The organism is Saccharothrix sp. DSM 118769, from assembly GCF_052936295.1.
Genome location: NZ_CP193627.1, coordinates 8,586,808 through 8,611,396, shown reverse-complemented (window position 1 = coordinate 8,611,396; position 24,589 = coordinate 8,586,808). Strand labels below are relative to the sequence as shown.

Genomic DNA, 24,589 nt, shown 5'->3' with positions numbered 1-24,589 from the left:
CACGTCCCGTAATCGTTTTGAGTACTGCTTGTGACTGCCTGTGCACGTTGCGCTGCCAGGCGTTCGCGATTCGGGGGATGGCGATCAGTGGAACAGTGGTCATTCGGTGTGCTCGGCGAGTTCTCGGTGTCCCGGAACGGCCACCCCGTCCCGCTGCCCGGCGGGAAGCTGAGGGTGCTGCTCGGCGCGTTGCTCCTCCGGGCGGGACAACCGGTCTCGGAGGGAGAACTGGTCGAGCGGCTCTGGGACGAACCTCCGCTCAGGGCCCGGTCGACGCTGCACGTCTACGTCGTGCGCCTCAGGCGGGCGTTGGCCGCCGGGGGCGCCGGGGCGCCCGTGATCAGCAGGAGCACGTCGGGTTACCGCATCGAGGTCGATGCCGGGCAGGTGGACGCACTGCGCTTCCGGGCGCTGCTCCCGCAAGGGGGTGATGAGGACTCCGGTGACCCGCAGCGCGAACTCGACCGCCTCCGCGAAGCCCTCGCGCTGTGGAGGGGACCCGCGCTGACGGGGGTGCCCTCCGATGAGCTCCAGCGCGGTGAGGCAGCGCGGCTGGAGGACGAGCGGACAGGGGCGCTGGAACGCCGGATGGAGCTCGAACTGGCCACCGGCAGGCACCAGGCGGTCGTCGGTGAGCTGCGGGCACTGGTGGCGCGGTACCCGCTGAGCGAGGTCTTCCTCCGCCAGCTGATGCTGGCCCTCCACCGCGCGGGACGGTCCGCAGAGGCGCTGGGGGCCTACCGGGACGCCCACCGGCGGTTCGTCGCGGAGTTGGGGGTCGAGCCGGGGGCGAGGACGACCGCGGTCCACGAGGCGGTCCTGCGCGGTGACGCCGATGACCACCGCCCCGACGGCCCGCCCCCCGCCCGGGTTCGCGAACTGCCCCCGCGGTCGATGAACTTCTGCGGTCGGGCTCCCGAACTCGAACAGCTCGACGACTTCCGCCGCGGTCCGCGGGCGGCTCGGGTCATCACCGTCGTCGGAGCGCCGGGCGTGGGCAAAACCGCGCTCGCGCTCCAGTGGGCGCACCGCGTGAGCCCTCTCTTCCCCGACGGCCAGCTCTTCGTCGACCTGCGCGGGTACTCCGTCGAGCAGGCGCTCACCCCCGCCGCGGCTCTCGCGCGGATGACGCGCGCCCTGGGTGTGGGCAACGGGGGAGCGCTCGACGACCTCGACGAGGCGAGCTCCGCCTACCGCTCGGCGCTCAACGACCGCCGCGTCCTGGTGCTGCTCGACAACGCGGACTCCGTCGAGCAGGTGAGGCCCCTGCTCCCCGGCGGCCCCGACACGCTCACGGTGGTCACCAGCCGCAACACCCTCCGGGGGCTGGTGGCGATCGACGACGCCAGGTCACTGGCCCTCGGACCGCTCGCGGACGCGGACGCGCACGAGCTGTTCGGTCGAATCCTGGGCGAGCGGCGGGCAGCCGCCGAACCGGCCGCCCTGGCCGAGCTGGTGCGCCTGTGCGGCGGGTTGCCGCTGGCCATCCGGGTCGCCGCGGTCGACCTGGTCAGCTGTTCCGGTGTGGGCACCGGCGCCTACCTCGACGGGTTGCGCAGTCGGGGGGCGCTGGAGTCGCTGGTGCTGGACGACGACGCGCGGTCGGAGGTGCGGCTCGCCCTGGACCTGTCGTTCCGCAAGCTCCCCGAGGCGTCGCAGGCGTTCTTCCGGGCACTGGGACAGCTGCCGGCGATGGGCTTCACGGCCGTGGCCGCGGCGGGCACCGCGGGTGTGGGGATCCGCGACGCGGAGCGCCACCTGGACCGGCTGGTGGCCGTGAACCTGCTGCGCCGTTCGAAGCGCGGGTTCTTCGCCCTCAACCGGATCGTGCGCGAGTACGCGCGGGGCGCGGGGAGCGCGGGTGGTCGAGCGCGGACCTGACCAGGTGCGCCCCGGCACGGGACCCGCACGGTCGAATGCGAAAACCCCCTCTTACACTCGGTTCGAACCGGTGGAAGGGGTGTCATGGGCGACGCTGACCAGGAGTGGACGCACGAGGTGGTCGTGCGGCGTCTCGCCGGCGAGATGTTCCGCGGCGCGGTGTGGGCGGCGCTCGGCACGGTGGCGGTCTGCGCGGTCGTCGCGACCGTCGTGGCCGGCGTCCCCGGGCTGGTCGCCGCGCTGATCGGCGGCGCCGTCGCGCTGCTGTCGTCCGTCGCGACGCTGGTGGTGATGCGCAAGACCGCCTCGCTGCCGGTGCAGTTCATCATGGTCGCCGCGCTCGGCGGCTTCCTCGGCAAGCTCATCGTGCTCATCGTGGTGATGGTGCTGCTGCGCCAGTTCCCCGTGCTGCACACCAACTCGCTGGCGCTGACCATGGCCGCGACCATCGTGGTGGCCACCTTCATGGAGGCGCGCGCGTCCAAGCGCAGCCGCAGCCAGATGGTCATCCCGACCCCCGGCAACACCTGATCTACCGGCTGGTACGGTGCGCGCAGGACGGGACACCCAGCTAGGCGGGGTGCCTCTCGCGGGCGCTTGCGGTCCGTAAGGTACGTTAAGTCCCGATCGTGACGATTCCCCCGGCGGAGTGAACGCCGGCCGGGAGAACCGGAAGGAACACAGTGACCATGACGGTGCTGGCCGCGGGCGATGAGTTCGTCGCTCCCGGCACGAAGGACTTCTTCCTCCCGCCGATCTTCGGCGAGGTCACCAAGCCCATGGTGCTGCTGGTGCTCTCGATCGTGATCATCGGCGCGTTCTTCATCGCCGCCACCCGCAACCTGAAGCTGGTCCCCGGCAAGTTCCAGTTCGCCGCCGAGTCGGCGTACGACATGGGGCGCAACTCGATCGCGCGCGAGCAGATCGGCGCCAAGGACTTCCTGCCCTTCGTGCCGCTGATCCTCACCGTCTTCAGCTTCATCCTGGTGAACAACCTGTTCGGGATCATCCCCTTCATCCAGTTCCCCACGATGTCGCACATCGGGTTCCCGCTCGCGGTCTCGCTGCTGGTGATCTACCCGGTCTACCACTTCGTCGGGTTCAAGCGCCACGGGTTCGTGGGCTACTTGAAGCACCAGACCATGCCGCCCGGCGCGCCGTGGTTCGTGCTCATCCTGCTGATCCCGATCGAGTTCTTCCAGAAGTTCATCCTGAACCCGCTCACGCTCGCCATCCGAGTCTTCGCGGCGATGTTCGCGGGTCACCTGCTCCTGATGGTGTTCACCTTGGCGGGTGAGTACCTCCTCTTCGCCGGCGGCGTCACCGTGGTGGTCGCGCCGATCGCCTTCGCCTTCGCCATCGCGCTGACGTTCCTGGAGGCGCTGATCATGTGCCTCCAGGCGTACATCTTCGCGCTGCTGTCCGCCAACTACATCGGCGCGGCGCTGGCCGAAGAGCACTGAGAAAACCACTCAAAGCCTCCGATCCGCGAGTCCCTCGCGGACCGAAGTGAAAGGGAACAGCACAAGTGAGCGCTATCGTTCTTGCTCAGGAAGCCGCCACCGGTGTCACCAACGCGGGTCTCGCGGCGATCGGCTACGGCCTCGCGGCGATCGGCCCCGGCATCGGCGTGGGTCTGATCTTCTCCTCGGTCATCAGCGGCACCGCCCGTCAGCCCGAGGCCCGTGGCGTGCTGCTCGGCCTGGCCTGGACCACGTTCGCCATCGTCGAGGTCCTCGCCCTGCTCGGCTTCGTCGTCTACTTCCTCGCCATCGCCTGATCCCCGGATCAGCCGCAAGTAGGAGAGGTCCTTGATGAATACCCTCATCCTGGCTGCGGAAGGCGAGACCATCAACCCGGTCCTTCCGCACACGTCCGAGATCGTCCTGGGTCTCGTCGCGTTCTTGATCCTGCTCTTCATCATCAAGAAGTTCGTGTCGCCGCGCTTCGAGACGCTGTACGCGGAGCGCGCCGCCAAGATCGAGGGTGGCATCGAGAAGGCGGAGCAGGCGCAGGCCGAGGCCCAGAAGCTGCTCAACGACTACAAGGCGCAGCTGGCCGAAGCGCGTGCGGAGGCCGCCCGCATCCGGGACGACGCCCGCATCGAGGGCGAGCAGATCATCACCGAACTGCGCACCAAGGCGCAGGAGGAGTCCGCGCGGATCGTCGCGCAGGGGCAGACCCAGCTGGAGACGCAGCGCGCGCAGATCGTCGCGGAGCTGCGCGGCGAGCTGGGCCGGCTGGCCATCGACCTGGCGGACCGGGTCGTCGGCGAGTCGCTGGAGGACGAGGTGCGCCGTCGGGGCACCGTCGACCGCTTCCTCTCCGAGCTCGACGGCACGTCGGCTCCGGCCGCCGCCAAGTGAGGGAACGCCGATGACTCTGCACGCCGCAAGCCGTGACGCCCTGGCCGCCGCCGAGCTGCGGTTGCTGGAGGTCGTCGACGGCACGAAGGACAGCACGGCCCTCGGCACGCTCGGTGACGAGCTGTTCGCGGTCGTCGGCCTGCTGTCCGGCCGGCCCGCGCTCCGGCGCGCGCTGGCCGACAACTCCACCGAGCCCGCGGGCCGGGAGCAGCTGCTCCGCGGCCTGCTGGACGGCAAGGTCGGTGACCAGGCACTCCAGGTGCTGGGCACGGTCGTCACCACGCGCTGGTCGACGCCCCGCGAACTGGTCGACGGTGTCGAGTCGCTGGCCCGCACCACGCTGCTGGTGCGGGCGGAGCGGGACGGCGAGCTCGACGCGGTGGAGGACGAGCTGTTCCGGCTCGGCCGCATCATCGCGGGCAACCACCAGCTCGAGCTGGCGCTGTCCGACCCGTCCGCGTCGTCCGCCGGCAAGGTGGCCCTGATCGACTCGCTCGTCGCGGGCAAGGTCGACGGGACCACGAAGACCCTGGTCGACCAGCTCGTGCGCACGCCGCGCGGCCAGGGCGTCGTCAACGGCCTGGCCGAACTCGCGTCGCTCGCGGCCAAGCGCCGGGAACGTTCCGTCGCCCACGTCCGTTCCGCTGTCGAACTGGACGCGGCGCAGCAGGACCGCCTCGAAGCCACGCTGACCCGCATCTACTCCAGGCCGATCGCACTGCACGTGGAGGTGGACCCCACGCTGCGCGGCGGTCTGCTGATCAAGATCGGCGACGAAGTCATCGACGGAAGCGTGGCCGGTCGGCTGGCGGCACTGCGCCGCGAACTCGCCGGCTGACCAACCGGAACCGCGGCCCACAAGCCCCTTTCCCAGAACGAAGTGAGAGCAGGAACGACATGGCGGAGCTGACGATCTCGTCGGACGAGATCCGCAGTGCGATCGAGAAGTACGTCTCGACCTACTCCCCGGAGGTCACCCGGGAAGAGGTCGGCGTCGTCGCGGAGACCTACGACGGCATCGCCATCGTCGAAGGTCTGCCCGGCACCATGACCAACGAGCTGCTGGAGTTCCCCGGCGGCGTGCTCGGTGTGGCCCTGAGCCTGGAAGTGCGCACGATCGGCGCGGTCATCCTCGGCGACTTCGACAAGATCGAAGAGGGCCAGGAGGTCAAGCGGACCGGCCAGGTGCTCTCCGTGCCCGTGGGCGACGGCTTCCTGGGCCGCGTGGTGAACCCGCTCGGCCAGCCGATCGACGGCCTCGGCGACATCGTGGCCGACGACAACCGCGCCCTGGAGCTCCAGGCCGCGTCCGTGCTGCAGCGGCAGCCGGTGGGCGAGCCGATGCAGACCGGCATCAAGGCCATCGACTCGATGACCCCCATCGGCCGCGGCCAGCGCCAGCTGATCATCGGCGACCGCAAGACCGGCAAGACCGCGGTCTGCATCGACACGATCATCAACCAGAAGAAGGCCTGGGACTCGGGCGACCCGACGCAGCAGGTCCGCTGCGTGTACGTCGCCGTCGGCCAGAAGGGCTCCACCATCGCGGGCGTCAAGGCCGCGCTGGAGGAGGCGGGCGCGCTGGAGTACACCACCATCGTCGCCGCCCCCGCGTCCGACTCGGCCGGCTTCAAGTGGCTCGCGCCCTACACCGGCTCGGCCATCGGCCAGCACTGGATGTACCAGGGCAAGCACGTCCTGATCATCTTCGACGACCTGACCAAGCAGGCGGAGGCGTACCGCGCCATCTCGCTGCTGCTGCGCCGCCCGCCGGGCCGCGAGGCGTACCCGGGCGACGTCTTCTACTTGCACTCGCGCCTGCTGGAGCGCTGCGCGAAGCTGTCCGACGACATGGGCGGCGGCTCGATGACCGGTCTGCCGATCATCGAGACCAAGGCCAACGACGTGTCGGCGTACATCCCGACCAACGTCATCTCCATCACCGACGGCCAGTGCTTCCTGGAGTCGGACCTGTTCAACGCCGGTGTGCGCCCGGCCGTCAACGTGGGCATCTCGGTGTCCCGCGTCGGTGGCGCCGCGCAGACCAAGGCGATGAAGACGGTGTCCGGCTCGCTGCGCCTCGACCTGTCGCAGTTCCGCGAGCTGGAGGCGTTCTCCGCCTTCGCCTCGGACCTCGACGCCGCCTCGCGCGCCCAGCTGGACCGCGGCGCCCGCCTGGTCGAGCTGCTCAAGCAGGGCCAGTACTCGCCGGTGCCGATGGAGGAGCAGGTCGTCTCCATCTACCTCGGCACCAAGGGGCACCTCGACTCGATCCCGGTGGGCGACGTCCGCCGCTTCGAGGCCGAGTTCCTGGACCACCTGCGGCGTTCCCACGAGGCCGTGCTGTCCGACATCCGCGAGTCCAAGAAGCTGTCGGACGACGCGGAGCGGGGCATCGTGGACGCCGTCAACTCCTTCAAGCAGCAGTTCACCGCTTCGAACGGCACGTCGGTCGTCGACGTCCCCGCCGACGCGATGGACGCCGACAAGGTCGGGCAGGAGTCGGTGAAGGTCAACCGACCGGCTCCGACCGAGAAGTGACGTAGGCATGGCGGCACAGATCCGAGAGCTGCGCCAGAGGATCAGGTCGGTCAACTCGACCAAGAAGATCACGAAGGCGTACGAGCTCATCGCCACGTCCCGTCTCGCCAAGGCGCAGACCAGGGTCGCGGCGTCGAAGCCCTACGCGGAGGAGATCACCAGCGTCCTCTCCCGCCTGGCGACGGCATCCGCGAACCTCGACCACCCGCTGCTCACCGAGCGCAAGGCGCCCAAGCGCGCCGGCGTGCTCGTCGTGACCAGCGACAAGGGCATGTGCGGCGGCTACAACGCCAACGTGCTGAAGGCGGCCGAGGAGCTGTTCTCGCTCCTGCGGTCCGAGGGCAAGGAGCCCGTGCTCTACGTCGTCGGTCGCAAGGGCGCGGGCTACTACCGGTTCCGCCGGCGCGAGATCGCGGGCGAGTGGACCGGCTTCTCCCAGCTCCCGCACTACGTCAACGCGAGCGAGGCCGGTGACGCGCTGGTGCAGGCGTTCACCGCGGGCGCCGACGACGACGGGGACAAGCCCGGTGCCGACGGCGTTCTCGGGGTGGACGAGCTGCACGTCGTCTACACCGAGTTCGAGTCGATGCTGAGCCAGACGCCGGTCGCCAAGAGGATCGCGCCGATGGTCGTGGACTACGACCCGGAGGCGCCGAAGCTCCAGTCGGTGTACTCGTTCGAGCCGAGCGCCGAGGCGCTGCTGGGTTCGCTGCTGCCGAAGTACGTCAAGACGCGCCTGTTCTCGGCGCTGCTGGACGCGGCGGCCTCGGAGTCGGCGGCCCGCCGGACCGCGATGAAGGCGGCGACGGACAACGCCACCGAGCTGGTCCGCAACCTCAGCCGCCAGGCGAACGCGGCCCGCCAGGCCCAGATCACCCAGGAGATCAGCGAGATCGTCGGTGGCGCCTCCGCGCTTACCGGGGGCGCAGGAAGTGATGAGTGACATGAGTGCTACTGCCACCACCACCCGCACCGGCCGTGTGGTCCGGGTGATCGGTGCCGTCGTCGACGTGGAGTTCCCGCGTGGCGCGGTGCCGGAGCTGTTCAACGCCCTGCACGTGGAGATCACCTACGAAGCGGTGGCCAAGACGCTGACCCTGGAGGTCGCCCAGCACCTGGGCGACAACCTGGTCCGCACCATCTCGATGCAGCCGACGGACGGCCTGGTCCGCGGCGCGACCGTGACCGACACCGGCGCCGCCATCAGCGTGCCCGTCGGCGACGTCGTCAAGGGCCACGTGTTCAACGCGCTGGGCGACTGCCTCGACGAGCCCGGCCTCGGCCGCGACGGCGAGCAGTGGGGCATCCACCGCAAGGCGCCGTCGTTCGACCAGCTCGAGGGCAAGACCGAGATCCTGGAAACGGGCATCAAGGTCATCGACCTGCTGACCCCGTACGTCAAGGGCGGCAAGATCGGCCTGTTCGGCGGTGCGGGCGTGGGCAAGACGGTGCTCATCCAGGAGATGATCACCCGTATCGCCCGCGAGTTCTCCGGCACGTCGGTGTTCGCCGGCGTCGGCGAGCGCACCCGTGAGGGCACCGACCTCCTCCTCGAGATGGAGGAGATGGGTGTGCTCAACGACACCGCCCTGGTGTTCGGGCAGATGGACGAGCCGCCCGGCACCCGCATGCGCGTCGCCCTGTCCGCCCTGACCATGGCGGAGTACTTCCGCGACGTGCAGGGCCAGGACGTGCTGCTGTTCATCGACAACATCTTCCGCTTCACCCAGGCGGGCTCGGAGGTGTCGACCCTGCTGGGCCGCATGCCGTCCGCCGTGGGCTACCAGCCGACGCTGGCGGACGAGATGGGTGAGCTCCAGGAGCGGATCACCTCGACCCGAGGCAAGTCGATCACCTCGCTGCAGGCGATCTACGTGCCCGCGGACGACTACACCGACCCGGCGCCCGCCACCACCTTCGCCCACCTGGACGCGACGACGGAACTCTCCCGTCCGATCTCCCAGAAGGGCATCTACCCGGCGGTGGACCCGCTGTCCTCGTCCTCCCGGATCCTGGAGCCGACCATCGTCGGCGAGGAGCACTACCGGGTGGCGCAGGAGGTCAAGCGCATCCTCCAGAAGTACAAGGAACTCCAGGACATCATCGCCATCCTCGGCATGGACGAGCTGTCCGAAGAGGACAAGGTCCTCGTCGGCCGCGCCCGTCGCCTGGAGCGCTTCCTCGGCCAGAACTTCATCGTGGCCGAGAAGTTCACCGGTCAGCCGGGTTCGTTCGTGCCGATCAAGGACACGATCGAGGCGTTCGACCGCGTCTGCAAGGGCGAGTTCGACCACTACCCGGAGCAGGCGTTCTTCTCCTGCGGCGGGCTCGACGACGTCGAGGCCAACGCCAAGAAGCTCGCCGGCAACTGAGCCGGGTCGTCACGGAGGGCCGTTCCCGTTCGCGGGGGCGGCCCTCCGGCGTTCCCGCCCCCGGCCGTCCGGGGTCGGGTGCCCCCAGGCCGGTGGGGTGTCCCCAGGCCGGTCGGGTGCCCTCAGGCCGCCCAGCCCAGCGCCCGCGAGACCGCGAGCCCGCACGTGCGCACCGCGGGCACCACGGTGTCGCGCCGCGTGCCCGTGGGCACCACCACGGACACCGAGGCCACCACCTCGCCGGTCGCGTCCCGCACCGGCGCCGCCACCGAGTACGTGATCAGCTCGATCTGGCGGTCGCTGATCGCGTAGCCGTCCCGCCGCACCCGCGCCAGCACCTCCCGCAGCCGCGCCGCCGACGTGATCGTCCTCGGGGTGAACCGGCGCAGCGGCCGGGCCAGCACGGCCTCCTGGACGTCCGCGGGGGCGTTCGCCAGCAGCACGAGTCCGACGCCCGTGCAGTGCAGCGGCATCCGGCTGCCCACCCGGGTCACCACGTTGACCGCGTCGCGCGCCGAGATGCGCTCCACGTACACGACCTCCGCGCCGTCGCGCACGGCGAGCTGCACGTTGTGCCGCGTCACCTCGTAGAGGTCCTCCAGGAACGGCACGGCGCCGTCCCGCAGGTCGAGGCTGCCCGGCGACAGGGCGCCCAGCTCCAGCAGCCTGAGCCCCACCGAGTAGCGGCCGTCCGCACCCCGCTCCAGGGCCCTGAGGTCCACCAGGGACGCCACGAGGCGGTGCGTGGTGCTCAGGGGCAGCCCGGAGTGGCGGCTCAGCTCCGACAGGGTCGCCGAGGGCCGGTCCACGGTGAACACCGACAGCAGCGAGAACGCCCGGTCCAGCAGCGACTTCGGGGTCGTCACGGCCACCAGTCTTCCACTGACCGGAAGGGTGGGTGCCCACCGCGGGTGCGCGACCGCCACCGCCGGGGCGCCCGCCACCAGGGTGGTACCGCACGTAGAGCGCGGCAGGGGGTGGCTGGTGCGGCGCACCCCGGTGGCCACCGTTTAGACTGCACTGGACTCCAGTCGACGAGGGAGATGCGCGTGGCCGAGATGACCGTCCAGTTGGTCGCCGTGGAACGCCGCCTGTGGTCCGGGACCGCCACCTCGGTGGTCGCGCAGACCCTTGATGGCGAGATCGGCATCCTGCCCGGCCACGAGCCGGTGCTCGGCCAGCTCGTCGAGGGCGGCGTGGTCCGCGTCCGGACGACCGAGGGCGAGGTCGTCACCGCCGCCGTGCACGGGGGTTTCCTCTCCGTCACCGGCGAGGGCGTCAGCATCCTCGCCGAGAACGCCGAGCTGGCGGACGAGATCGACGTCGAGCGGGCCCGGTCGAACGCCGGGAGCTCCGACGAGGCCGAACGAGCACGCGCGGCCGCACGGCTCCGCGCCGCCGGGCACACGGCCTGACGCGGACGAGCGGACAACGCCGTGGGGATCGCCGAAGTCGTCGGGGTGGTCCTGTTCGTCGCGGTCGTGGTCCTCGCGTACTCCGCGTGGCGCCGCGTCCGCCTGCTGCGCGCCGGGGGCGTGCACGTGGCGCTGAGGTCGCGCCTGGAGGAGACCGGCCGCGGCTGGCACCTGGGCGTGGGCCACTACCGGGGTGACGAGTTCGTCTGGTACCGGGTGCTGAGCCTGAGCCCGGGGCCGGACGTGATCATCTCGCGGGACGGGTTCGAGATCGACGACCGGCGCGAGCCGTCCCCGCCCGAGGCGTACGCGATGCCGGCCGGGGCCGTGGTGCTCCGCTGCCGCGGCGCCAAGGGCGAGGTCGAGATCGCGATGGGCCCGGACGCCTTGACGGGTTTCCTGTCGTGGCTGGAGTCGGCCCCCCCGGGCCGCTCCATCCCCTGGGCCTCCTGACCCCGGCCACCTGGTTCCCCCCGGCCGACCGGGGTCCGCCGACCGTGTCCGTTGACCGGGGTCAGCCGACCGGGGTCAGCGCTCCCGACCGCCACCCGGCTGCCACAGCACGTCGCCGTCGGGGTTGGCCACCCGCGCCAGGATGAACAGCAGGTCGGACAGGCGGTTGAGGTACTTGGCCGTCAGCGGGTTCGTGGTGTCCGCCTCGGCCTCGACCAGCCCCCACGTGGACCGCTCGGCCCGCCGCGCGATCGTGCGGGCCTGGTGCAGCAGCGCGGCCCCCGGCGTGCCGCCGTTGAGGATGAACGACGTCAGCTTCCCCAACCGCGCGTTGAACTCGTCGCACCACGACTCCAGCCGGTCGACGTACGGCTGGGTGACCCGCAGCGGCGGGTGCTCGGGGTTCTCCACGATCGGCGTGCACAGGTCCGCGCCCACGTCGAACAGGTCGTTCTGCACCTGCCGGACCACGGCGGCGACGTCGTCGGCCAGGCCGCCCAGCGCGAGGGCGACGCCCAGCGACGCGTTCGTCTCGTCCACGTCCGCGTAGGCGGAGATGCGCGGCGAGGTCTTGGGGACGCGCGAGAAGTCGCCCAGCCCCGTCGTCCCGTCGTCGCCTACCCGGGTGTAGATCTTCGTCAGGTGCACGGCCATGCCACGCACTCTAGACAGAGCACCGCGCACGGACACGATTCAGCGCGTACGTAGGATTGCGGCACAACGAGCGAGGAGTTCCCCACGTGAGTGAGCACTTCCGTGTTCAGGGCGGTGCGCGGCTGGTCGGCGAGGTCGACGTCGTCGGCGCGAAGAACAGCGTGCTCAAGCTGATGGCAGCGGCCCTCCTCGCGGAGGGCACGACCACGATCACCAACTGCCCGGAGATCCTGGACGTGCCGCTGATGGCGGACGTGCTGCGCAGCCTCGGCTGCGAGGTGACCCTCGACGGCGGGGTCGTCACCATCACGACGCCGGCGGAGCTGAACCACCGCGCCGACTCCGAGGCGATGGGCAAGCTGCGCGCCTCGGTCTGCGTCCTCGGCCCGCTGGTGGGCCGCTGCCGGCGCGCCGTCGTGGCGCTGCCCGGCGGTGACGCGATCGGCTCCCGCCCGCTGGACATGCACCAGAACGGCCTGCGCAAGCTCGGCGCGCACAGCGAGATCGAGCACGGCTGCCTGGTCGCCGAGGCCGAGGGCCTGCACGGCGCGCAGATCTGGCTCGACTTCCCGAGCGTCGGCGCCACGGAGAACATCCTGATGGCCGCCGTCCTCGCCAACGGCACCACGGTGATCGACAACGCCGCCCGCGAGCCGGAGATCGTCGACATCTGCGTGATGCTCCAGGAGATGGGCGCCCGGATCGAGGGCGCGGGCACGTCCACCCTCACCGTGCACGGCGTGGAGTCCCTGGAGCCGACCGAGCACCGCGTCATCGGCGACCGCATCGTCGGCGCCACGTGGGCGTTCGCCGCCGTCATGACCCGGGGCGACATCACCGTGCGCGGCGTGGACCCGCACCACCTCGACCTGGTCCTGGAGAAGCTGCGGATGGCCGGTGCGGAGGTGACCACGCACGACGACGGCTTCCGCGTGGTCCAGCACGACCGGCCCCGGTCGGTGGACTTCGTGACGCTGCCCTACCCGGGCTTCGCGACCGACCTCCAGCCGTTCGCCATCGCCCTCTCCAGCGTCTCCGAGGGCACGTCGATGATCACCGAGAACCTGTTCGAGGCGCGCTTCCGGTTCATCGAGGAGATGATCCGCCTGTCCGCCGACGCCCGCACCGACGGCCACCACGCGGTCGTCCGGGGTGTGGAGAGGCTCTCCAGCGCGCCGGTGTGGGCCTCGGACATCCGCGCGGGCGCGGGCCTGGTTCTGGCCGGCCTGTGCGCGGAAGGCGTGACCGAGGTCTACGAGATCTTCCACATCGAGCGCGGCTACCCGGGCTTCGTGGAGAACCTGCGCAAGCTGGGCGCGACCGTGGACCGGGTCAGCGCCTAGCGGTCGGCGCCGGCGGTCGGCGCGCCGGCGGTTCGGGCCCGGCGGCCCCGGTCTCACCGCAGCAGCAGCTTGGCGTCCGGCACGTCGGCGGGGAACACCAGCAGCAGGTGGGCCCCGCCGCGCCGCACCACGGTCACCTTGATCCCGGCCTGGCGCAGGCGCCGGGCGAGCACGTCGGCGGCCTCCGGCGTGGGCGTCACCGCCACCTGCCGCAGCAGCCCGAAATCGCTCCCGGTGTGGTCGGGCACGCCCCTCCGGTCGTTGCCGAAGGCCCAGTAGAGGACGAGCCCGAGCAGGCTGAAGACGAGCACCAGCAGCAGGAACGGCGTGAGCGCGGTCACGCCGACCATCGTCCCCCGGGCACGATTCAGTGAGCAACGGCACCCCGCGCGTGAGTTACCCGTCAGTACGCTACGGGCAACCCGAGACCGCGGGGAACGACGCCGTTCGAGGAGGCTGCCGTGCCGTACCCGGCCGATCGTGAGCGGGACCGCCCGTGGGTGATGCGGACCTACGCGGGCCACTCCAGCGCCGCCGCCTCCAACGCGCTCTACCGCCGCAACCTGGCCAAGGGGCAGACCGGCCTGTCGGTGGCCTTCGACCTGCCGACGCAGACCGGCTACGACCCGGACGACGAGCTGGCCCGGGGCGAGGTCGGCAAGGTCGGCGTGCCGATCAGCCACATCGGCGACATGCGGCAGCTGTTCGACGGCATCCCGCTCGGCGAGGCCAACACCTCGATGACGATCAACGCGACCGCCATGTGGCTGCTCGCGCTCTACGCCTCCGTCGCGGAGGAGGAGGGCGCCGACCCGGCGACCCTCGCGGGCACCACGCAGAACGACATCATCAAGGAGTACCTGTCCCGCGGCACGTACGTGTTCCCGCCCGGCCCGAGCCTGCGCCTGACCACCGACGTGGTCGCGTGGACCGTGGCGAACGTGCCGAGGTGGAACCCGATCAACATCTGCTCGTACCACCTCCAGGAGGTCGGTGCGACCCCGGCGCAGGAGATCGCCTACGCGCTCTCCACCGCCATCGCCGTCCTGGACTCGGTCTTCGACTCCGGCCAGGTGCCGGAGGAGCGGCGCGGCGAGGTCGTCGCGCGCATCTCGTTCTTCGTGAACGCGGGCGTCCGCTTCATCGAGGAGATGTGCAAGATGCGGGCGTTCGTCCGGCTGTGGGACGAGATCACCCGGGACCGGTACGGCATCGAGGACCCCAAGCACCGCCGCTTCCGCTACGGCGTGCAGGTGAACTCCCTCGGCCTCACCGAGGCGCAGCCGGAGAACAACGTGCAGCGGATCGTGCTGGAGATGCTGGCCGTCTCGCTGTCCCGCGACGCCCGCGCCCGCGCGATCCAGCTGCCCGCGTGGAACGAGGCCCTCGGCCTGCCCCGGCCCTGGGACCAGCAGTGGGCGCTGCGCATGCAGCAGGTCCTCGCGTACGAGACCGACCTGCTGGAGTACGAGGACGTCTTCGACGGTTCGCGCGTCGTCGAGGCCAAGGTCGCCGAGATCGTCGAGGCCGCCCGCGCCGAGATCGACCGCGTGCAGGCGATGGGCGGCGCGGTCGCGGCCGTCGAGTCCGGCTACATGAAGTCCGCGCTGGTCTCCTCGCTGGCCGAGCGCCGCCGCCGCGTCGAGTCCGGTGAGGACGTCGTGGTGGGCGTGAACAAGTTCGCCACCACCGAGCCGTCCCCCCTCCAGGCCGAGGGCGCGAACGCGATCGAGCAGATCGACCCGGTCGTAGAGCGGCAGGCCGTCGAGGCGGTCCGGGCCTGGCGGGCCGGCCGCGACGACGCCCTGGTGAAGTCCACCCTGGACGACCTCCGCGCCACCGCGAAGACCGACGCGAACCTCGTCGGGGCCACGATCGCGTGCGCCAAGGCCGGGGTCACCACCGGCGAGTGGGCGTCCGCGCTGCGCGAGGTGTTCGGCGAGTACCGCGCGCCCACGGGCGTGTCCGCCGCCTCCGCGTCCGCCTCCGGCGAGGCGGGCGCGGAGATCGCCCGCGTGCGCGACCGCGTCCGGGCCACCGGCGAGGAGCTGGGCGAGCGGCTGCGCATCCTGGTCGGCAAGCCCGGTCTCGACGGGCACTCCAACGGCGCCGAGCAGGTCGCCGTGCGCGCCCGCGACGTCGGCTTCGAGGTCGTCTACCAGGGCATCCGGCTCACCCCGGCGCAGATCGTGGCCGCCGCCGTGCAGGAGGACGTGCACGTGGTGGGCCTGTCGGTGCTGTCCGGCTCGCACCTGGAGGTCGTGCCCGCCGTGGTCGACGGCCTGCGCGCCGCGGGCGCGGGCGACGTGCCGGTCGTCGTCGGCGGCATCGTGCCGCCCGACGACGCCGCGAAGCTCCGCGACCGCGGCGTGGCGCGCGTGTTCACGCCCAAGGACTACGAGCTGACGGGGATCATGGACGAGATCGTCACCGTCGTCCGAGAGGTCAACGGGCTCTAGAGCCCGGCCAGCACCTCGTCGGTGGTCACGATCTCCGCGAACCCGCCCCCGCTCAGGTTCGCGGCGGTCGCGCGGGACAGCTCCTCGGCGCTCAGGCCCCCCAGGTCGAACGTGAACGTGGCGTCCAGCGCCACCCGGACCCGGTAGCCGAGGTTGCCGCCGACCCGGGCCGTCGTCTCGACGCACATGTTCGTCTGGATGCCCACGAGCACGAGGTCCGTGACGCCGCGCCCGCGCAGCCACGCGTGCAGGTCCACCTCGCCGTGGAACGCGGAGTTCACGGTCTTGGCGAACACCAGGTCGGGCACGGCGCCGTCCAGCTCGGGCTTGAACCGGTTGCCGTCCCGGCCGGGCCGCAGCGGGGAGCCGGCCTCGGTCGAGTCGTGCCGCACCAGCACCAGCGGGCCGGTCCAGGCGGCCAGGAGCCGGGCGGTGTTGGCCTCGGCCGCGGGGTTGTCGCGCTTGCCCCAGACGGGGTCGTCGAAGCCGCGTTGCACGTCGATCACCACGAGGGCGCTGGTCGTCATGGCACCGAGACTGCCGCCCGGCCGCCCGCCGACGTGAGTGGCGGAACCGGCGCGCCGGGGTACTTTCCTGCCATGCGCGTGGTCGGTGTCCTCCTGCTGCCGGGCAGCCGGTCCTTCGACGTCGCCGTGGCCGGCGAGGTGTGGGGCGTGGACCGCTCGGACACCGGGATCGGGCCGTTCGAGCTGAGGCTGTGCGCGCCCGGCCGGGCCGCCACGCCCCTGTCGCCGCTCGGCGCCCTGCCCGCGACGCACGGCCTGTCCGGCCTGGCCGGCTGCGACCTCGTCGTCGTGCCCGGCCGCGCCGACTCGTCCGCCCCGGTCCCGCCGGCGGCCGTCCGCGCGCTCCGGTCGTTCGGCGGCGCGGTCGCCGCGCTGTGCTCCGGCGCGTTCACGCTCGCCGCGGCGGGGCTGCTGGACGGCCGTGCGGCGACCACCCACTGGCGGCTGCTGGACGACCTGGCCCGGGCCGCGCCCCGCGCCCGCGTGCTGCGGGACGTGCTCTACACCGAGGACGGCGTGTTCACGTCGGCGGGCGTCGTCGGCGGCCTCGACCTGTGCCTGCACCTCGTGCGCCGCGCGCACGGCGCGGACGTCGCCGCCGGCCTGGCCCGCCGCCTCGTCATGCCGCCGAGCCGGGAGGGCGGCCAGCGCCAGTACGTCGAGCCGCCGCTGCCCGCCCGGCCCTCCCGCGCCGGCGTCGCGGCCACCGTCGACTGGGCGGTGGACCGCCTGGCCACCCCGGTCGGCGTGGCCGACCTGGCCGCGCACGCGGGCATGAGCGAGCGCACCTTCCACCGCGCGTTCCTCGCCGCCACCGGCAGCACACCGGGCCGCTGGCTCCAGGTGCAGCGCGTCCGGCTGGCGCGGCGCCTGCTGGAGACCACCGACCTGACCGTGCAGCGGGTGGCCGAGCGCTCCGGCCTGGGCACGCCGGCCAACCTGCGCCGCCGCCTGCGTGGCGAGCTGGGCGTCACCCCGGACGCCTACCGCCGCACGTTCCGCGTCCGCCCCGCGTCGTGACCTTGCTGCGGTGACCGTGCAGGGGCGTGACCGTGCAGGGTCGTGACCGGACACGGGTTGCTCGGCCGGATACGGTCGCAGCATGGCCGAGTACCAGCACGTCCGCGTCGAGCGCACGGGTGACGTCGTGCGCATCACCATGGACCGCGCCGCGCGGCGCAACTCGTTGTCCGGCGAGCACCTGGTGGAGCTGCTGACCGCGTTCCGCGACGTCGCCGCGTCGGACGCGGTGGGCGTGGTGCTCGCGGGCGAGGGGCCGGTGTTCTGCGCCGGGCACGACTTCGCCGACGTGTCGTCCCGCGACCTGGAGGGCGTGCGCGAGCTGCTGACGCTGTGCACGGACCTCATGCGCACCATCGAGTCGGTGCCGCAGGTCGTGGTCGCCCGCGTGCACGGCCTGGCCACCGCGGCCGGCTGCCAGCTGGTGGCCTCCTGCGACCTGGCCGTGGCGTCCGAGGACGCGGCCTTCGCCCTGCCCGGCGGCAAGGGCGGCTGGTTCTGCCACACCCCGGCCGTGCCGGTGGCCCGCGCGATCGGCCGCAAGCGGCTGATGGAGCTGGCGCTCACCGGCGACCCGGTCGACGCGCGCACCGCCGAGCAGTGGGGCCTGGTCAACCGGGTCGTGCCCGCCGACGGGCTGGACGAGGCCGTGGACGACCTGGTGCGCCGCGCCACCCGCGGCAGCCGGTCGAGCAAGGCGCTCGGCAAGCAGACGATCTACGCCCAGCTCGACCGCCCCGAGGCCGACGCGTACGCGATCGCCGTGGAGGTCATGGCGGCCGCGTCCCAGACGCCGGCGGCGAAGGAGGGCATGTCGTCGTTCCTGGAGAAGCGCCCGGCGGTGTGGACCGACTGACCCCGGCCGCCGGCCGCCGCCCGCGACAGCGGCTTGACGAAGCCCACCGACGCGCCGTCCAGCGCACGTCGGTGAGCACGTCGGCGTTCGCCGGCAGCCCGGCCGACGTCAGCTCCGCGACCTCGTGACCCGCGCCGTCGCCGTTGCCCCGTCGCCGTCGCCGGGGGTGCTCACGGCTGGGCGTGCTCGTGCAGCAGGAGCAGGGTGTAGGCGGCGATCGACTGCGCGTCGGTGATCTCGCCGCGCGCGACCATCGCCTCGAACTCCGCGCGCGGGAACCACGCCGAGCGCATGTCCTGCTCCTCGTGCTCCCGCTCGTGGAAGCCCTCGACCAGCTCGGTCGCCAGGAACACCCGCCCGCGCTGGCTCGACATGCCCGGCGCCACGTCCAGCAGCCCCAGCTGCACCAGCCGGCCCGCGCGCAGCCCCGTCTCCTCGCGCAGCTCGCGCGCGGCCAGCTCCAGCGGGTCGAGGTCGGCGCGCTCCGGCGCCGTGCCCTGCGGGAACTCCCAGCGCCGCATCCCCAGCGGGTACCGGTACTGCTCGACCAGCCGGAGCCGTTCGCCGTCCATGGGGATCACCAACGCGAAGTCGGGTTTGTCCACCACGCCGTAGATCCCGGTCGTCCCGTCGGCGCGCCCGATCGCGTCCTCCCGGACCACCATCCACTGGTTCGCGTACACCTCACGCGATCCGAGGGTCTCCACGATCACTCTCCCTGTGCCTCTGCCTGTGCCTGTCCCGAGCGCGAACGACGACGCCCGCGGGCGAAGTACACCACCCGCCCGACCGCCGCCCGCGCCCGCCGACCCGGGCGGGCGCCCGCGGCACGGGGGCGCGGCGGGGACACGTCGGGCGACGGTACCTGTCGGTGCCCCGGCGCACGCACCCCGTAGCCTGTCGGCCGTGCGCCTCGTCATCGCTCGCTGCCAGGTCGACTACGTCGGACGCCTCACCGCCCATCTGCCGATGGCCCAGAGGCTGCTGCTGATCAAGGCGGACGGGTCCGTGTCGATCCACTCCGACGACCGCGCGTACAAGCCGCTGAACTGGATGAGCCCGCCGTGCTGGCTCATCGAGGACCCGGACATGTGGGTGGTGCAGAACAAGGCGGGGGAGAAGCTGATCATCACCCTGGCCGAGGTCCTGCACGACTCGAAGCACGAGCTGGGCCCCGAGCCGGGCCTGGTGAAGGACGGCGTCGAGTCGGACCTCCAGAAGCTGCTGGCCGAGCACGTCACCACCCTCGGCGAGGGCTGGACCCTGGTCCGCCGCGAGTTCCCCACGCCGATCGGCCCGGTCGACCTGATGTGCCGCGACGCCACCGGCACGTCCGTGGCGGTCGAGATCAAGCGCCGCGGCGAGATCGACGGCGTCGAACAGCTCACCCGCTACCTCGAACTCCTCAACCGCGACCCGCTCCTCGCCCCGGTCCGCGGCGTGTTCGCGGCGCAGCAGATCAAGCCCCAGGCGCGCACCCTCGCCGAGGACCGCGGCATCCGCTGCGTGGTCCTGGACTACGACGCGCTCCGCGGCATCGAATCCGACGAGTTCCGCCTGTTCTGACCCGCGTTCGGCGGTCCCCGGCGCCCCGTTGGGGCGCGTGGCGAGGCGTTGCCCGCGACCCGCGCCGACGTCCCCGTTCGAGCGCCCGGGGAACGAGCGTGCGACGACGAAGACCCGCCCCGCCCGTGCTGCCCCCCGCCCCGGCGCTCATGGCGGTGTGCGCGCCCACGGCGTGCGCGGACACGCCGTTCGTCCTCATGCGACAGCTCCCACCGGGCGATATGTCCCGTTCTTCCGGGTCGTGCACCCTCGTGCACCCGGAGGTTTAGACCTGGGTAGTTCAAACCGGCGAACCGCGGCCAAGTGCACTACGGTCAGCGTGATCGCTGTGGAGTAGTGTTCGTTGATGTTTGAGGTTGTTGGATCGGGGAGGTGGGCGAGGGTGCCCGTGCTCGCGCAGGCGGACCTGCGGCTTGACGCCGGACCGCTGGACTACACGCTGTTGGCGGTCTACTTCGTGTTCGTGCTCGGCATCGGCTTCCTGGCCCGCAGGTCGGTGTCGTCGAGCCTGGACTTCCTGCTCTCCGGCCGGTCGCTCCCCGCGTGGGTGACGGGCCTGGCGTTCATCTCGGCCAACCTCGGCGCGATCGAGCTGCTCGGCATGGCGGCCAACGGCGCGCAGTACGGCATGGCCACGATGCACTACTACTGGATCGGCGCGATCCCGGCCATGGTGTTCCTGGGCATCGTGATGATGCCCTTCTACTACGGCTCGAAGGTCCGCAGCGTCCCCGAGTTCCTCCGCCGCCGCTTCGGCAAGGGCGCCCACCTGGTCAACGCGCTCAGCTTCGCCGCGGCCCAGGTGCTGATCGCCGGCGTAAACCTCTACGCGCTGGCGTTCCTGCTGAACCTGCTGCTCGGCTGGCCGATCCCGTTCTCGGTGGTCGCCGCCGCGCTGATCGTCCTCGCCTACACCACCCTCGGCGGCCTGTCCGCGGCGATCTACAACGAGGTCCTCCAGTTCTTCGTCATCGTCGCCGCGCTGCTGCCGCTCACCATCGTGGGCCTGCACAAGGTCGGCGGCTGGGACGGCCTGGTCGAGAAGGTCACCGCCGGCCCCGGCGGTCCGGAGAACCTGTCGTCGTGGCCCGCCACCGAGCTGACCGGCATCGAGAACCCGGTGCTCAGCGTCATCGGCATCGTGTTCGGCCTGGGCTTCGTGCTGTCGTTCGGCTACTGGACGACGAACTTCGCCGAGGTGCAGCGCGCGCTGTCCGCGAAGTCCATGTCCGCGGCCCGGCGCACGCCCATCATCGGCGCGTACCCCAAGGTGCTCATCCCGTTCGTCATCATCATCCCGGGCATCATCGCCGCGCTGGTCGTGCCGGAGCTGGCGGAGCTCAAGGCGGGCGGCGACGGCGGCGGCATCGCCTACAACAACGCGCTGCCCGCGCTGATCGAGGAGCTGCTGCCCAACGGCATGCTCGGCATCGCGATCACGGGTCTGCTGGCGTCGTTCATGGCCGGTGTCGCGGCGAACGTGTCCAGCTTCAACACGGTCTTCACGTACGACCTGTGGCAGGACTACGTCAAGAAGGACCGGCCCGACGAGTACTACCTGCGCATCGGCCGCCTGGCCACGATCGGCGGCACGGTCATCGCCATCGGCACGGCGTTCCTGGCCGCCGGCTACGGCAACATCATGGACTACATCCAGGCGCTGTTCTCGTTCTTCAACGCGCCGCTGTTCGCGACGTTCATCCTGGGCATGTTCTGGAAGCGGATGTCGGCGGCGGCGGGCTGGTCGGGCCTGGTCGCGGGCACGCTCGCCGCGGTGGCGGTCTTCGTGCTCGCCGAGACCGGCGTGCTCGACCTGCCGGGCCAGGGCGCGAGCTTCCTGGGCGCGGGCGTCGCGTTCGTGGTGGACATCGCGGTCAGCGTCGCGGTCACGCTGTTCACCCGGCCGGTGCCGGAGGAGCGGTTGCGCGGGCTGGTCTACAGCCTGACGCCCAAGGAGGACCGCAAGCACTCGACCACCGGTGAGGACGCGGGCTGGTACCGCTCGCCCGCCGTGCTCGGCGCGGGCGTCCTGGTCATCACCGTCGTGCTCAACATCGTCTTCGCCTGAGGGAGGTCGTCATGGCGGCGCACAAGGCAGGTCTCTTCGACCTCCGGCTGGTGATCGCGGTGCTCTTCGCGATCTACGGAGTGGTCCTGGTGGTGGTCGGACTCGGCTTCACCGACGAGTCCGACCTCGCCAAGGCGGACGGGCTCAACATCAACCTGTGGTCGGGTGTCGGCATGGTCGTCGTGGCGGCGCTCTTCGCCGCCTGGGCGACCCTGCGGCCCGTCGTCGTGCCGGACGAGCCCGCGGGCGAGGGCTCGGCCGAGGGGGCTCAGCGCCGGGGGTAGAGCGGGTTGAACGCCTCGACCGTCCAGGTGTCGAACCGGCGGAGGGCGCGTCGGACGCGGTGGCGCATTCGGTGCTCCTTTCGTTGGTCGCACCAGGGTCAGCGCCCCGGCTCTCTGAATCGTTCCCGAAGGCTCCCGTGAGGCCGAACACAGGGTTCCCGCCACGAATGGGGGAACCGGTCGCTACCGTGCACCTCGTGAAGCGTCCCGTCGTCGTCCTGAGCGCGGTCCTCAGCGCGGTCGTCCTGGTCGCCGGCTGCGCCGGGACGGACCTGGCGAAGCAGCGGTTCCCCCGTACGACCATCCCGGCGAACGCGGAGAACGTCGCCGACCCGACCGGTACCAGCCAGGCGTCGCCCACCGGCCAGGGCCAGCCGGTCGACGCGGCCTTCGCGCCGGACAGGCTGCGGCTCACCGACCCGTGCGAGCTGCTCGACGAGGACGTGCTCAAGGGCCTGGGCACGCCCGGCGACCGGTCGCGCAGCGGCTACAGCCGGTGCTCGAACTTCATGACCGACAAGGCGGGCAAGGACCTCGCGGTCACCGTCGAGCTGGGGCAGACGATGACCTCCGAGGTCAAGAACGCCGACAAGCAGCTCGCCGGCCTGCGCAGCTTCGAGCAGACGCTGGACAACAGCGCGTGCTTCGTCTCGGTGATCACCCAGGAGAAGCCGGGCCTGGGCATCACCGTGCAGATCGGCTACAAGGACGGCGACGCGTGCGCGCCGGGGCGCACCGTGGCCGAGTCCGTGGTGGCGCAGGTCCGGGACCGCGAGGGCGTCATCACGCCCGCCAAGGGGTCGCTGATCACGCTCGACCCGTGCGCGCTGCCGGACGCCGCCGCGGTGGAGGCGGCCGTGGGCACCGGTCACCGCGTGTACCCGTACGGGCTGCACAACTGCGCGTGGGTCGGCGACGGCCCCGAGCTGACGGTGGACTTCCGGCAGACCTACGTCCCCGCCGACCGCGAGTTCGACGAGGGGCAGACCGAGGTCGACCTGGGCGGCGGCGTCAAGGGGTACCAGAAGTCCAGCTCCACGGCGTTCCCCTCGTGCGAGGTGAAGTGGGTGCAGCGGGAGACGGGCGACGACGAGGGCGAGGTCGTCGAGGTGAAGTCGGCCGGCCCGGAGGACGCGGAGTTCGACCGCTGCGCCACCGCTGTCGCCTTCGCCAAGACCCTGCTGGTCAAGATCCCGAAGGGCTGAACGGGGGCTGACATCACGGCCAGTTACCCGTTACTGTTCGGTAACACCCCGCGCACCACCCTGGAGGGCCCGATGACGCAGCTCGCTCCGACCACCAGCGCGCGGGCCGACGACGAGCAGAAGCGGTTCGCCTCCCTGGACCCGCGCACCGGCGAGGTCGTCGCGCACCACCCCATCGCCTCCGAGGCCGACGTGCGCGAGGCCGTGCGGGCCGCCCGCGACGCGGCGGTGTTCTGGGCCGGCCTCGGCTTCGACGGCCGCCGCGCCCGGCTCGACGCGTGGCGGAAGCTCCTGGTCAAGCGCCTCGACGAGTTCCAGCAGCTGATCAGCGCGGAGACCGGCAAGTCCGCCGACGACGCCCGCACCGAGCTGGCGCTGGTCATCGAGCACCTGCACTGGGCGGGCAAGCACGCGGCGAAGGTGCTCGGCAAGCGCAAGGTGCCCTCCGGCCTGCTCATGTACAACTTCGCGGCCAGCCTGGAGTACCGGCCGCTCGGCGTGGTCGGCGTCATCGGGCCGTGGAACTACCCGGCGCTCACGCCCGTGGGCTCGATCGGCTACGCGCTGGCCGCCGGCAACGCCGTGGTGTTCAAGCCCTCCGAGTTCACCCCCGGCGTCGGGGTGTTCATCGCCGACACGTTCGCCCAGGTCGTCCCCGAGTACCCGGTGCTGCAGGCGGTGACCGGGTTCGGCGAGACCGGCGCGGCGCTGTGCGCGTCCGGTGTGGACAAGATCGCGTTCACCGGCTCCACGGCCACCGGCAAGAAGGTCATGGCCGCGTGCGCGACGACCCTCACGCCGGTGCTGCTGGAGTGCGGCGGCAAGGACCCGCTGATCGTGGCCGAGGACGCGGACGTGAAGGCCGCCGCGGAGGCCGCCGTGTGGGGCGGGATCTTCAACGCGGGCCAGACGTGCGCGGGCGTCGAGGTGGCGCTGGTCGCGGACGCCGTCTACGACGAGTTCGTCGCCCTGGTCACCGCGAAGGCCGCGAAGCTGCGCCCCGGCGGCGAGCCCGACGCGGACTTCGGGCCGATCACCATGCCCAAGCAGGTCGAGGTCATCCAGTCGCACGTCGCCGACGCCCTGGAGCGCGGCGCGCGGGCCGTCGTCGGCGGGCTGGAGTCGATCCGGCCGCCGTACGTGGAACCCGTCGTGCTGGTGGACGTGCCCGACGACGCGAAGGCCGCGACCGACGAGACGTTCGGCCCCACCCTGGTGGTGACCCGGGTCGCCGACGCCGACGAGGCCGTGCGCCGCGCCAACGCCCACCAGTACGGGCTCGGCGCGTCGGTGTTCTCCCGCAACCGCGGCGAGGAGCTGGCCGACCGGCTGCGCTGCGGCATGGTGTCGGTGAACTCGGTGCTCGCGTACGCGTCGGTGGGCGCGCTGCCGTTCGGCGGGGTCGGCGACTCCGGGTTCGGCCGCATCCACGGCGAGGACGGCCTGCGCGAGTTCACGTTCGCGCACTCCGTGGCGCGCAAGCGGTTCTCGGCGCTGCTCAACCCCATGACCTACGAGCGCGGCTCCCGGACCGTCCGCCACGTGCTGCGGATGGTCCGGTTCCTGCACGGCCGCTGAG

25 protein-coding genes are annotated in these 24,589 nt (G+C 71.7%); 20 read left to right on the top strand and 5 right to left on the bottom strand.

From position 1 onward, the window contains the following. The first annotated feature begins 87 nt into the window (after positions 1–87). The 9 genes from ACRAKJ_RS36615 (at position 88) to atpD (ending at position 9,160) form a co-directional block, all read left to right on the top strand. Positions 88–1,881, top strand: coding sequence for a BTAD domain-containing putative transcriptional regulator (locus ACRAKJ_RS36615; protein WP_438923120.1), 1,794 nt, complete (start codon positions 88–90; stop codon positions 1,879–1,881). An 84-nt stretch (positions 1,882–1,965) separates the two neighbouring features. Beyond that, positions 1,966–2,412, top strand: coding sequence for a hypothetical protein (locus ACRAKJ_RS36610; RefSeq protein ID WP_438923119.1), 447 nt, complete (start codon positions 1,966–1,968; stop codon positions 2,410–2,412). Positions 2,413–2,564: 152 nt separating this feature from the next. Next, positions 2,565–3,344: a F0F1 ATP synthase subunit A gene (atpB, locus tag ACRAKJ_RS36605; RefSeq protein WP_438923118.1), complete on the top strand. Its 780-nt coding sequence runs from the start codon at positions 2,565–2,567 to the stop codon at positions 3,342–3,344. Positions 3,345–3,409: 65 nt separating this feature from the next. Continuing rightward, a complete protein-coding gene (locus ACRAKJ_RS36600; RefSeq protein WP_438923117.1) occupies positions 3,410–3,661 on the top strand; it encodes an ATP F0F1 synthase subunit C in 252 nt (83 codons plus the stop codon). A 34-nt stretch (positions 3,662–3,695) separates the two neighbouring features. Next, positions 3,696–4,247 (top strand): F0F1 ATP synthase subunit B, encoded by a 552-nt coding sequence (locus ACRAKJ_RS36595; protein ID WP_438923116.1) that lies wholly within the window; start codon positions 3,696–3,698, stop codon positions 4,245–4,247. 10 nt (positions 4,248–4,257) lie between these two features. Then, a complete protein-coding gene (locus tag ACRAKJ_RS36590) occupies positions 4,258–5,085 on the top strand; it encodes a F0F1 ATP synthase subunit delta (RefSeq protein WP_438923115.1) in 828 nt (275 codons plus the stop codon). 59 nt (positions 5,086–5,144) lie between these two features. After that, complete coding sequence (atpA, locus tag ACRAKJ_RS36585; RefSeq protein ID WP_438923114.1) at positions 5,145–6,788, top strand: F0F1 ATP synthase subunit alpha; 1,644 nt, start codon at positions 5,145–5,147, stop codon at positions 6,786–6,788. A 7-nt stretch (positions 6,789–6,795) separates the two neighbouring features. After that, on the top strand, positions 6,796–7,731 hold the full coding sequence (locus ACRAKJ_RS36580; protein ID WP_438923113.1) for a F0F1 ATP synthase subunit gamma: 936 nt from the start codon (positions 6,796–6,798) through the stop codon (positions 7,729–7,731). Beyond that, entirely contained in the window at positions 7,724–9,160 is a 1,437-nt protein-coding gene (gene atpD, locus ACRAKJ_RS36575; protein WP_438923112.1) for a F0F1 ATP synthase subunit beta, read from the top strand. Before ACRAKJ_RS36580 ends, atpD begins: the two co-directional genes overlap by 8 nt. Positions 9,161–9,282: 122 nt before the next feature. Here the strand turns inward: atpD and ACRAKJ_RS36570 are convergent, their stop codons facing one another. Beyond that, a complete protein-coding gene (locus ACRAKJ_RS36570) occupies positions 9,283–10,026 on the bottom strand; it encodes an IclR family transcriptional regulator domain-containing protein (RefSeq protein ID WP_438923111.1) in 744 nt (247 codons plus the stop codon). Between the two features lie 183 nt (positions 10,027–10,209). Between ACRAKJ_RS36570 and ACRAKJ_RS36565 the strand changes: the two genes are divergently transcribed. After that, positions 10,210–10,575, top strand: a complete 366-nt coding sequence (locus tag ACRAKJ_RS36565; RefSeq protein ID WP_438923110.1) for a F0F1 ATP synthase subunit epsilon — start codon at positions 10,210–10,212, stop codon at positions 10,573–10,575. A 21-nt stretch (positions 10,576–10,596) separates the two neighbouring features. Next, positions 10,597–11,028 carry a DUF2550 domain-containing protein gene (locus ACRAKJ_RS36560; protein WP_438923109.1) on the top strand — a complete coding sequence of 144 codons (432 nt, stop codon included), beginning with the start codon at positions 10,597–10,599 and terminating at the stop codon, positions 11,026–11,028. Positions 11,029–11,103: 75 nt separating this feature from the next. On the opposite strand, the gene ACRAKJ_RS36555 is transcribed toward ACRAKJ_RS36560, so the two are convergent. Beyond that, positions 11,104–11,682, bottom strand: a complete 579-nt coding sequence (locus tag ACRAKJ_RS36555; RefSeq protein ID WP_438923108.1) for a cob(I)yrinic acid a,c-diamide adenosyltransferase — start codon at positions 11,680–11,682, stop codon at positions 11,104–11,106. A gap of 86 nt (positions 11,683–11,768) precedes the next feature. Between ACRAKJ_RS36555 and murA the strand changes: the two genes are divergently transcribed. Continuing rightward, a complete protein-coding gene (gene murA / locus ACRAKJ_RS36550; RefSeq protein ID WP_438923107.1) occupies positions 11,769–13,025 on the top strand; it encodes a UDP-N-acetylglucosamine 1-carboxyvinyltransferase in 1,257 nt (418 codons plus the stop codon). Between the two features lie 53 nt (positions 13,026–13,078). Here the strand turns inward: murA and ACRAKJ_RS36545 are convergent, their stop codons facing one another. Further along, positions 13,079–13,375, bottom strand: coding sequence for a hypothetical protein (locus ACRAKJ_RS36545; RefSeq protein WP_438923106.1), 297 nt, complete (start codon positions 13,373–13,375; stop codon positions 13,079–13,081). Positions 13,376–13,486: 111 nt separating this feature from the next. Between ACRAKJ_RS36545 and ACRAKJ_RS36540 the strand changes: the two genes are divergently transcribed. After that, a complete protein-coding gene (locus tag ACRAKJ_RS36540) occupies positions 13,487–15,484 on the top strand; it encodes a protein meaA (protein WP_438923105.1) in 1,998 nt (665 codons plus the stop codon). On the opposite strand, the gene ACRAKJ_RS36535 is transcribed toward ACRAKJ_RS36540, so the two are convergent. After that, complete coding sequence (locus tag ACRAKJ_RS36535; protein ID WP_438923104.1) at positions 15,481–16,011, bottom strand: isochorismatase family protein; 531 nt, start codon at positions 16,009–16,011, stop codon at positions 15,481–15,483. The two genes, ACRAKJ_RS36540 and ACRAKJ_RS36535, sit on opposite strands and share 4 nt — an antisense overlap. A 72-nt stretch (positions 16,012–16,083) precedes the next feature. Here ACRAKJ_RS36535 and ACRAKJ_RS36530 point away from each other — a divergent pair, with 72 nt between their 5' ends. Both ACRAKJ_RS36530 and ACRAKJ_RS36525 read left to right on the top strand, forming a co-directional pair. After that, positions 16,084–17,031, top strand: coding sequence for a helix-turn-helix domain-containing protein (locus tag ACRAKJ_RS36530; RefSeq protein ID WP_438923103.1), 948 nt, complete (start codon positions 16,084–16,086; stop codon positions 17,029–17,031). Between the two features lie 82 nt (positions 17,032–17,113). Then, positions 17,114–17,887 carry an enoyl-CoA hydratase-related protein gene (locus tag ACRAKJ_RS36525; RefSeq protein ID WP_447008809.1) on the top strand — a complete coding sequence of 258 codons (774 nt, stop codon included), beginning with the start codon at positions 17,114–17,116 and terminating at the stop codon, positions 17,885–17,887. 170 nt (positions 17,888–18,057) lie between these two features. Here ACRAKJ_RS36525 and ACRAKJ_RS36520 read toward each other — a convergent pair whose 3' ends face one another. Then, entirely contained in the window at positions 18,058–18,594 is a 537-nt protein-coding gene (locus ACRAKJ_RS36520; protein WP_438926064.1) for an NUDIX domain-containing protein, read from the bottom strand. A gap of 199 nt (positions 18,595–18,793) precedes the next feature. On the opposite strand from ACRAKJ_RS36520, the gene nucS reads away from it, so the two are divergent. From nucS to ACRAKJ_RS36495, 5 genes are all read left to right on the top strand, one after another. Further along, positions 18,794–19,453 carry an endonuclease NucS gene (nucS, locus tag ACRAKJ_RS36515; protein ID WP_438926063.1) on the top strand — a complete coding sequence of 220 codons (660 nt, stop codon included), beginning with the start codon at positions 18,794–18,796 and terminating at the stop codon, positions 19,451–19,453. Positions 19,454–19,835: 382 nt separating this feature from the next. Next, positions 19,836–21,521 (top strand): sodium:solute symporter family protein, encoded by a 1,686-nt coding sequence (locus ACRAKJ_RS36510; RefSeq protein WP_438926062.1) that lies wholly within the window; start codon positions 19,836–19,838, stop codon positions 21,519–21,521. Between the two features lie 11 nt (positions 21,522–21,532). Next, entirely contained in the window at positions 21,533–21,805 is a 273-nt protein-coding gene (locus ACRAKJ_RS36505; protein ID WP_438926061.1) for a hypothetical protein, read from the top strand. Positions 21,806–22,002: 197 nt separating this feature from the next. Then, positions 22,003–23,010: a hypothetical protein gene (locus ACRAKJ_RS36500; RefSeq protein WP_438926060.1), complete on the top strand. Its 1,008-nt coding sequence runs from the start codon at positions 22,003–22,005 to the stop codon at positions 23,008–23,010. Between the two features lie 72 nt (positions 23,011–23,082). After that, complete coding sequence (locus tag ACRAKJ_RS36495; RefSeq protein WP_438926059.1) at positions 23,083–24,588, top strand: aldehyde dehydrogenase family protein; 1,506 nt, start codon at positions 23,083–23,085, stop codon at positions 24,586–24,588. The last annotated feature ends 1 nt before the right edge of the window (position 24,589 follow it).

Excerpts from the sequence above, each read along its gene's own strand:
- ACRAKJ_RS36610 (WP_438923119.1), top strand. The coding sequence starts at position 1,966 with ATGGGCGACGCTGACCAGGAGTGGACGCACGAGGTGGTCGTGCGGCGT.
- ACRAKJ_RS36530 (WP_438923103.1), top strand. The coding sequence starts at position 16,084 with ATGCGCGTGGTCGGTGTCCTCCTGCTGCCGGGCAGCCGGTCCTTCGAC.
- ACRAKJ_RS36545 (WP_438923106.1), bottom strand. The coding sequence starts at position 13,375 with ATGGTCGGCGTGACCGCGCTCACGCCGTTCCTGCTGCTGGTGCTCGTC.
- ACRAKJ_RS36595 (WP_438923116.1), top strand. The coding sequence starts at position 3,696 with ATGAATACCCTCATCCTGGCTGCGGAAGGCGAGACCATCAACCCGGTC.
- ACRAKJ_RS36590 (WP_438923115.1), top strand. The coding sequence starts at position 4,258 with ATGACTCTGCACGCCGCAAGCCGTGACGCCCTGGCCGCCGCCGAGCTG.
- ACRAKJ_RS36535 (WP_438923104.1), bottom strand. The coding sequence starts at position 16,011 with ATGACGACCAGCGCCCTCGTGGTGATCGACGTGCAACGCGGCTTCGAC.
- ACRAKJ_RS36505 (WP_438926061.1), top strand. The coding sequence starts at position 21,533 with ATGGCGGCGCACAAGGCAGGTCTCTTCGACCTCCGGCTGGTGATCGCG.
- ACRAKJ_RS36525 (WP_447008809.1), top strand. The coding sequence starts at position 17,114 with ATGGCCGAGTACCAGCACGTCCGCGTCGAGCGCACGGGTGACGTCGTG.
- atpA (WP_438923114.1), top strand. The coding sequence starts at position 5,145 with ATGGCGGAGCTGACGATCTCGTCGGACGAGATCCGCAGTGCGATCGAG.
- ACRAKJ_RS36580 (WP_438923113.1), top strand. The coding sequence starts at position 6,796 with ATGGCGGCACAGATCCGAGAGCTGCGCCAGAGGATCAGGTCGGTCAAC.
- atpD (WP_438923112.1), top strand. The coding sequence starts at position 7,724 with ATGAGTGACATGAGTGCTACTGCCACCACCACCCGCACCGGCCGTGTG.
- ACRAKJ_RS36495 (WP_438926059.1), top strand. The coding sequence starts at position 23,083 with ATGACGCAGCTCGCTCCGACCACCAGCGCGCGGGCCGACGACGAGCAG.
- ACRAKJ_RS36555 (WP_438923108.1), bottom strand. The coding sequence starts at position 11,682 with ATGGCCGTGCACCTGACGAAGATCTACACCCGGGTAGGCGACGACGGG.